Source organism: Streptomyces sp. NPDC042638, from assembly GCF_040647235.1.
Classification (GTDB): Bacteria; Actinomycetota; Actinomycetes; order Streptomycetales; family Streptomycetaceae; genus Streptomyces; species Streptomyces rameus.
On record NZ_JBEZBT010000073.1, the window covers coordinates 23,327 to 31,439 of the forward strand.

The window sequence follows — 8,113 nt, forward strand, 5'->3', positions numbered from 1 at the left end:
GCCCCGACGATCAGCCCGCTCACCTGGCCGAGCGCTCCGACCACACTTCATGGGTCTCATGCCTTCGGTCAGGAGCTACCAGACCAGGGGATGCCTCGCGAAGACCGCACTGTCTAGTGTGGTGTGGGTCAGCTCTCGGTTTCGTGGACCAACTGCGGTCTTGACGAACTGCCCAGCGAATTTCAGGGGTCTTTGTGTCTTCTCTTCTTCACATCGATGCGAGCATCCGTCATGAGGGTTCCACGTCGCGTCAGCTGACCTCGTATTTCGCGACCCAGTGGCGGCAGAACCACCCTGACGCCGGCTATGTCTACCGCGACCTGGCCGCCCAGCCCATCCCGCATCTCACCCATCCCGTGCGCGAGTACGTTCTGGACCCCAGCCGCGATCACGGTCAGACGGACGAGGAGAAGGCGCTCGTCGACACGGTGGTGTCTGAAGTGCATGACGCCGACACGATCGTGCTCGGCGTGCCGATGTACAACTACACGATCCCGTCAAACGTCAAATCCTGGATCGACCTGCTGGTCAGCCCGGCCCACGCGATCCTCCCGGGGGCCGATTCCGGTCCGCTCAGCGGCAAGACGGTCATCGTGGTGACCGCGCGCGGCGGCTCCTACGCTCCGGGGACCCCGCGCGAGGGCCAGGACTACCAGGAGCCGTACCTGCGGCACATCCTGAAGGCGATCGGTCTCGCGGACAACCTCACTTTTGTGCACGCCGAGTTGACCCTGGCCGCGATCGTGCCGGCCATGGCGGAGCTCAAGCCGCTGGGGGAGAAGTCCCTGGCAACCGCCCAGGAGACGCTCAAGAAGCTCGCCGCCTGATGCCTGCATGCCCGCAGATCTCTTAGGAGTCCGTCACCAGCTTGCCGCAACCCGCTGGAGGCCGCGGGCGGGTTGATCGCCGTAATGGCGAGCGCGATCAACTACGACACCGTGTGGTCCTCGATCTTCGAGCCCGCGCCGACCTACGGCTTCCTCGAGCGCTACGGATGCCTCGGTGAGCAGGCCGGGCGCCACGACCTGCCGTACCACGTACTGGGCTCGGACCTGGCGGGGGTGGTGCTGCGCACCGGCCCCGGCGTGAACCGGTGGCGCCCCGGGGACCGGGTCGTGGCGCACTGCCTCTCCGTCGAGCTGGAGAGCTCCGACGGCCACGACGACACAATGCTCGATCCAGAGCAGCGCATCCGGGTCTTCGAGACCAACTTCGGCGGCCTCGCTGAGCTGGCGCTGGTGAAGTCCAACCAGTTGAGGTGCGGCCCCAGTTGGCGCTCGCCGGGGGAGCGAACCCGATCTGTGTGGTCTGCTCGCCGCAGAAGGCGGCCGTCCGCCGCTCCGTGGGAGCCGAAGCGGTCATCGACCGCTGCGCCGAGGACCACCGGTTCTGGAAGGACAAGACCACACAGGTGAGCTGCAGCACGGGTCACCACCACGCTCTCCTACCTTCGACCGGGACCTACCAGAGCAGGGGATGCCCCGCGAAGGCCGTCCTGTCTAGTGTCATGCAGGTCAGTCCTCGACCTTCGCGGACCATCCGGAGTCCTTCGGCCCTGCTCAGGCTGCCCCAGCCGGTCCAAGACATCGCAAGCTCGGAGGCCGACCATCACGCGGTCGAGCTGGCTCACCCCTACAGACATACACGCTTGCCGAACAGCAGTTGGCCATCCCCGATAGCCGGTTAGGAGTTCGAGTCAAGGTGCTTCCCGACCTGATCACCCCGCTCCCGGTCATCCTGAGTGAGAACGCGGGCCGGTTCCCGGACAAGATCGCTTTCGAGGACGACCGGTACGCGGTCACCTACAGGGAACTCGACGCACGGACGAGGAGACTGGCCGGTCACCTGGTCGGCCTCGGGGTCCGGCGCGGCGACCGGGTGGCTCTGTGTCTCGGCAACTCGGTGGCGATGGTGGAGAGCTACCTCGCGGTGGTACGGGCTGGCGGCATCGGCGTACCGATCAACCCACAGGCCGCCCCGGCGGAAATCAAATACCTGCTGGCCGACAGCGCAGCGTCGTTCGCCCTCACCGGCACTGCACACGCGGAGACTTTCCTTCAGTCAATTCCCCGTGCGGCCCGCGGGGTGTCCGTCGTCGTGGCCGGCGCCCCCGGCGCCCGTGCCGGGCACATGCTGCCCCCGGGCACCGTACCGTTCGAGGAACTCGCCGCCACCGAGCCCGTCAACGATGCCCCGGACAACCTCGGCCTTGACGAGGTGGCCTGGATGTTCTACACCTCGGGTACCACCGGCCGCCCCAAGGGCGTCCTTTCCACGCAGCGCAACTGCCTCTACTCCGTTGCGTCCTGCTACATTCCCGTGCCCGGACTCTCCGAGCGTGACCGCGTGCTGTGGCCACTGCCGCTCTTCCACAGCCTGTCTCACATTGCCTGCGTCCTGTCCGTCACCGTCTCCGGCGCCACCGCCCGGATCATGGACGGCAGTTCGGCCGACGACATTCTGACGGCCCTACGCGAGGACCGGTCCACCTTCCTGGCCGGCGTTCCCACCACCTACCACCACCTGGTCGGCAGCGCCCGCCGCACCGGCCTCTCGCTGCCCGATCTCAGGATCGGCCTCGTCGGCGGTGCCGTCACCGGCCCTGGACTGCGCCGCTCCTTCGAGGAGATCTTCGGCATCCCCCTCGTCGACGCCTACGGCAGCACCGAAACCTGCGGAGCCATCACCATCAACCCGCCCGACGGCCACCTGGTCGAGGGCTCCTGTGGCCTTCCCGTGCCCGGTGTCGGAGTCCGGATCGTCGACCCCCGCACCGGGCAGGACGTGCCCGCCGGGCACGAGGGGGAGGTCTGGGTCAGCGGACCGAACGTCATGGTGGGCTACCACAACAACCCACAGGCCACCGCCGAGGCCCTACAGAACGGCTGGTTCCACACCGGCGACCTGGCCCGGCGCGACGAAGCCGGCTACTTGACCATCTGCGGCCGTCTCAGGGATCTCATCATCCGCGGCGGTGAGAACATCCACCCCGACGAGATCGAGGCCACCTTGCGCGTGGCCGAGGGCGTGGCCGACGTCGCAGTCGCCGGCATGCCTCACGACACCCTCGGCGAGGTCCCCGTCGCCTGGGTGGTCCCTGGTCCGGCCGGCGTCGACCTCGCCCGGCTGCTCGACCACTGCCGCACCCAACTCTCCCGGTACAAGCTCCCCGAGCGCATATACGAGGCCCGGACCATCCCCAGGACCGCCTCGGGGAAGGTCGTCCGGCGCCTTCTCGCTGACTTGCCGGCCCGGCTGCGCTACGCCGCCGACGGTCACCACGAGAGACTGATGCTGAGGGACTGGAGCAGGGTGGCGGTCTCCCCTGACGCGCCGGAAGAGCTGCGCTGGGCAGTAGTTGGTCGGACCGCCGTCACCGACGGCCTGGTCGCCGCTCTTCGGAAGGCCGGCGTCGCCGACGTACGGCAATACGCTGACCTTTCGACGTCACGCACCACCCCTGACACGGCCACCGACGTGACGGTCCTCGCAGAGGCGGACGCGGACACATTGACGCCGACCTGTGCTGGAGGGAGCAGAGAGACCGGGTCCCGGCTCGTCGTCCTCACCCGGGGCGCGATGGCCGTCACCGACCGGGACGAGACGCCAGATGGCGCCGAAGTCGCCCTGTGGGCAGCCGCACTGGCCGCACAGGCCGATGGGGGTGACGCCGCGCCGCTGACAATCGTCGACGTCGAAGCCCGCACCCCGGAGTCCGAGTACGCCGCGGCGCTGATCGCCGCCGTCTCCTCGGGCCTGCCCCAGCTCGCCGTACGGGACGGGGAACTGATGCGGCCCAGGCTCGTGCGCCTCCCCGTCGCCGACCGGCCGGATCCTGCCACGCCGGGGATTGACGGCGTCGTGGTCGTTACAGGTGCCGACACGAAGACAGGCTCGGTCCTCGCCCGCCACCTGGTCACCGAGCACGGAACACGACACCTCGTGCTCGTCCAGGCAACGAACACCTACGACGAGTGGAGCCAGGACGAGCCACTGCCGGAGGGGGTGGACATCGTCCGCGTCGTCGCCGACGGCTCGAATTCGCCGGAGTTGTACGAGGCGCTGACCAGGACCGGTCCAGTGACCGCGGTCGTCCACACCGCTGATGATCCCGAACTCGCCCGAACGCTGCATGACTTCACCGCCGACGACGATCTCACCGCGTTCGTCGTGGTGACCGACGCCGCCGCACTGGTGGGCGCGCAGTCCGACGGGCTCGCCTCGACGGTGGTCACCGCCGCCCTCACCGAGGCCGTGGTCCGCAACCGCCGACTGCACGGATTGCCCGGCTCGCTGCTGGCCCTCGGCCGGCCGGACGAGGGCCCCGCCGCCTTCGACGCCCTGCTCGAGACCGGATCCCCGGCCCTGCTGGCGCTGTGGCCGAGCACCATCAACCCCGGCGACCGAGTGCAGACGCTACTCGACACTCTGACGGAACAGGAACCCCGCGCCACCGCCCAGGCCGACGAGACGATCACCGCCGCCCTTCGCGCACGCCTGGCCGATCTGGACGAGCGGGCCCAGCTCGCCCTGCTCGGCGAGATGATCCGCGAGGAGACTGCCGCCGTCCACACCCACACGAGCACCGGACCAGCCCCGGTGGGCCGGTCCTTCCGCGACCTCGGCCTCGGCTCCCTCGCCGTCGTCGAGCTGCGCAACCGGCTGACCGAACGGACCGGGCTGCGTCTGCCCACAACCGTGACCTTCGACCACCCGACTCCCGAGGCCCTTGCCGCACACCTTCGGGCCAGGATCCTGGGTCTGCACGACACGGCCGGGGAGGCGACGGCTGACACCGATCGGACCGGGGCCGCCAACCCCGCGGAGCCGATTGCGATCGTGGGTATGGCGTGCCGCCTTCCAGGCGGTGTGGCGAGCCCCCAGGACCTGTGGCGGCTGGTCAGAGACGGCCGGGACGGTGTGTCCGGTTTCCCGGAGGACCGAGGCTGGGATCTGGACGGCCTGTTCGACGCTGACCCGGAGAAGACCGGCACGTCGTACGTCGATCAGGGCGGCTTCCTGCACGAGGCGGGCCTGTTCGACGCCGGGTTCTTCGGGATCTCACCGCGTGAGGCACTTGCCATGGATCCGCAGCAACGGCTGCTGCTGGAGACCTCGTGGGAGGCGCTGGAACGGGCCGGGATCGACCCGGGGACCCTGAAAGGTCGTGACGTCGGGATCTTCTCCGGCCTGATGGGACAAGGGTACGGGCTGTCGGGTGCGGCTCCGGCGGAACTCGAGGGCTTCGGCGAGACGGGCACGGCGTCGAGCGTGGCATCCGGGCGCGTGTCGTACGTGTTCGGTTTCGAGGGCCCTGCGATCACCGTGGACACGGCCTGCTCGTCCTCCCTCGTGGCCATGCATCTGGCGGTCCAGTCGCTGCGCCAGGGCGAGTGCTCCATGGCGCTGGCAGGCGGCGCGACGGTGATGGCGGACCCCTCCACGTTCGTGGAGTTCTCGCGGCAACGTGCACTGTCCTCGGACGGCCGGTGCAAGTCGTACGCGGATGCCGCGGACGGTACTGGCTGGGCCGAGGGCGCCGGTGTCGTGGTCCTGGAGCGGCTGTCGGAGGCGCGGCGCAACGGGCACCGGATCCTTGCGGTGATCCGCGGCAGCGCGATCAATCAGGACGGCGCGTCGAATGGTCTGACGGCGCCGAATGGTCTTTCGCAGCAGCGGGTGATCCGTAAGGCGTTGGCGTCGGCTGGTCTCTCGGCGGCTGAGGTTGACGTAGTGGAAGGGCACGGCACGGGCACGGTACTCGGCGACCCCATCGAGGCGCAGGCCCTGCTGGCGACGTACGGCCGTGACCGGCAACCCGGGCGCCCGTTGTGGCTGGGTTCCCTGAAGTCGAACATCGGTCACACGCAGGCGGCGGCGGGGGTGGCTGGTGTGATCAAGATGGTGGAGGCGCTGCAGCACGGCGTGATGCCGGCGACGCTGCATTTCAATGCTCCATCGTCGCAGGTGGACTGGTCGGCGGGTGCCGTCCAGGTGCTGACCGAGTCCCGGGAGTGGCCCGACACCGGCCGGCCACGCCGCGCTGGTGTGTCGTCCTTCGGTCTCAGTGGGACGAATGCGCACCTGATCCTGGAGCAGGCACCGGAGACGGAGCCCGTCGATGCGGAGCCCGTCGAGCCTGAGCTGACGGTGGACGTCGTCGATGGTGTGGTGCCGTTGGTCGTGTCCGCCGCCTCGGCGGCGTCCCTGGTGGGGCAGGCGGAGCGGTTGGCGTCCTTTGTGGAGTCCGGCGAGCGGGTGCCTCTGACGGACGTGGCCGCGGCGTTGGTTGGTCAGCGTGCGGTGTTGTCCGAGCGTGCGGTGATCGTGGCCGACTCCGGGGAGGAGGCGTTGGCGGGTCTGGGGGCGCTGGCGCGGGGTGAGTCTCATCGTGGTGTGGTCACCGGCGGATTGGCGTCGGCCGCGGTCGCGGGGCGGACGGTTCTGGTGTTCCCCGGTCAGGGTTCGCAGTGGGCCGGCATGGGTCGCGAACTCCTCGACTCCTCACCGGTGTTCGCGGAGCGGATCGCTGAGTGCGCGGCGGCGTTGGAGCGGTGGGTGGACTGGTCGCTGGTGGATGTGCTGCGAGGGGATGCTCCGGCCGATCTCCTGGAGCGCGTGGATGTGGTGCAGCCTGCGAGTTTCGCAGTGATGGTGGGTCTGGCTGCGGTGTGGGCGTCGGTCGGTGTGGTGCCGGATGCGGTGGTGGGTCATTCGCAGGGTGAGATCGCGGCCGCGTGTGTGGCGGGTGTGTTGTCGCTGGAGGATGCCGCCCGGGTGGTGGCGGTACGCAGCCAGGTCATCGCGGGCAGTCTGGCGGGCCGGGGTGGTATGGCGTCGGTGGCGCTGTCCGAGACTGAAGTGGCGGAGCGTATCGAGCGGTGGGCCGATCGAGTCGAGGTGGCGGCGGTCAACGGTCCGTCCTCGGTGGTGATCGCCGGTGATGCCGAGGCTCTCGACGAGGCGCTGGAGGTTCTTGCCGCCGAGGGCGTCCGCGTGCGCCGGGTCGCGGTGGACTACGCCTCCCACACCCGGCATGTCGAGGCGATCGAGGAGATCCTGGGCGAGGCGTTCTCCGACATCCGTGCCCAAGCCCCGCTGATTCCTTTCCGCTCGACGGTGACGGGTGAGTGGGTGCGGGAGGCGGGTGTTCTGGGCGGCGGGTACTGGTATCGGAACCTGCGTGGCCAGGTCCGTTTCGGTCCCGCCATCGCCGATCTCCTGGCCGGTGGCCACACCGTCTTCGTGGAGTCCAGCGCTCACCCCGTCCTGGTCCAGCCGGTCAGCGAGATCGTCGACCAGACCGACACTGAGGCTGTGGTCGGTGGTTCGCTGCGCCGTGACGATGGCGGCCTGGGCCGGTTGCTGGTCTCGATGGCCGAACTGTTCGTCCGAGGCGTCCCCGTCGCCTGGGCGGGTGTCCTCCCGGCCAGTGCCGCCGCCACCCAGGTCGATCTCCCCACTTACGCCTTCGATCACGAGCATTACTGGCTGCGTTCCACTCCTGCCGTGGATGCTGTCGCGCTTGGTCAGGCGGGTGCTGATCATCCGCTGATCGGGGCGATCGTCGGCCGGCCGGACTCCGGTGGTTTCATGACGACCTCGCGGTGGTCGGTGGACGCGCACCCCTGGCTGGGTGATCACGCCGTCGGTGACGTCGTCGTCGTGCCGAGCGCGGCGTTGGTCGAGCTGGCCATCCGGTTCGGTGACGAGGTGGGCAGTCCGGTGGTCGAGGAGTTGACCGTGGACCGGCCGGTGCTGTTGCCGCTGCGCGGTGGCAGAGCCGTGCAGATGACCGTCGGGGAGGCTGATGAGCAGGGGCGGCGGCCGGTCGAGGTGTACTCCCGCCCGGACAGCGCCGGTCTGGAGGCGGTGTGGACACGCCACGCGCACGGCACGTTGGTGCCCGGCCCGGTGACCCTGCCTACTTCCGGTGCCCTGTGGCCTAGCGGCAGCCCGGCAGCCGATGTGGCCCTCGACAAGGCGGTCGGGGATGCCGACCGCTACGGCCTGCATCCGGCGCTGCTCGACGCAGCGGTCCGATCGGCGTTTCCTGACGAGGACGTGATCGCGACCCGGTGGAGCGGGGTGGCCTTGCTGGCCTCCGGCGCCG

The 8,113-nt window shown here is 69.3% G+C and carries 2 protein-coding genes and 1 pseudogene; all 3 read left to right on the plus strand.

All coding sequences use genetic code 11. The features are described 5' to 3' along the window. The first annotated feature begins 194 nt into the window (after window positions 1-194). Window positions 195-827: an NAD(P)H-dependent oxidoreductase gene (locus AB0B40_RS34680; protein ID WP_345050223.1), complete on the plus strand. Its 633-nt coding sequence runs from the start codon at window positions 195-197 to the stop codon at window positions 825-827. Window positions 828-899: 72 nt separating this feature from the next. After that, window positions 900-1,411 (plus strand): annotated as a pseudogene (locus tag AB0B40_RS34685) (alcohol dehydrogenase catalytic domain-containing protein); the annotation flags it as partial. Window positions 1,412-1,701: 290 nt separating this feature from the next. Then, window positions 1,702-8,113, plus strand: a 6,412-nt coding sequence (locus AB0B40_RS34690) for a beta-ketoacyl synthase N-terminal-like domain-containing protein (protein ID WP_362267492.1), incomplete at its 3' end; no start/stop codon positions are given.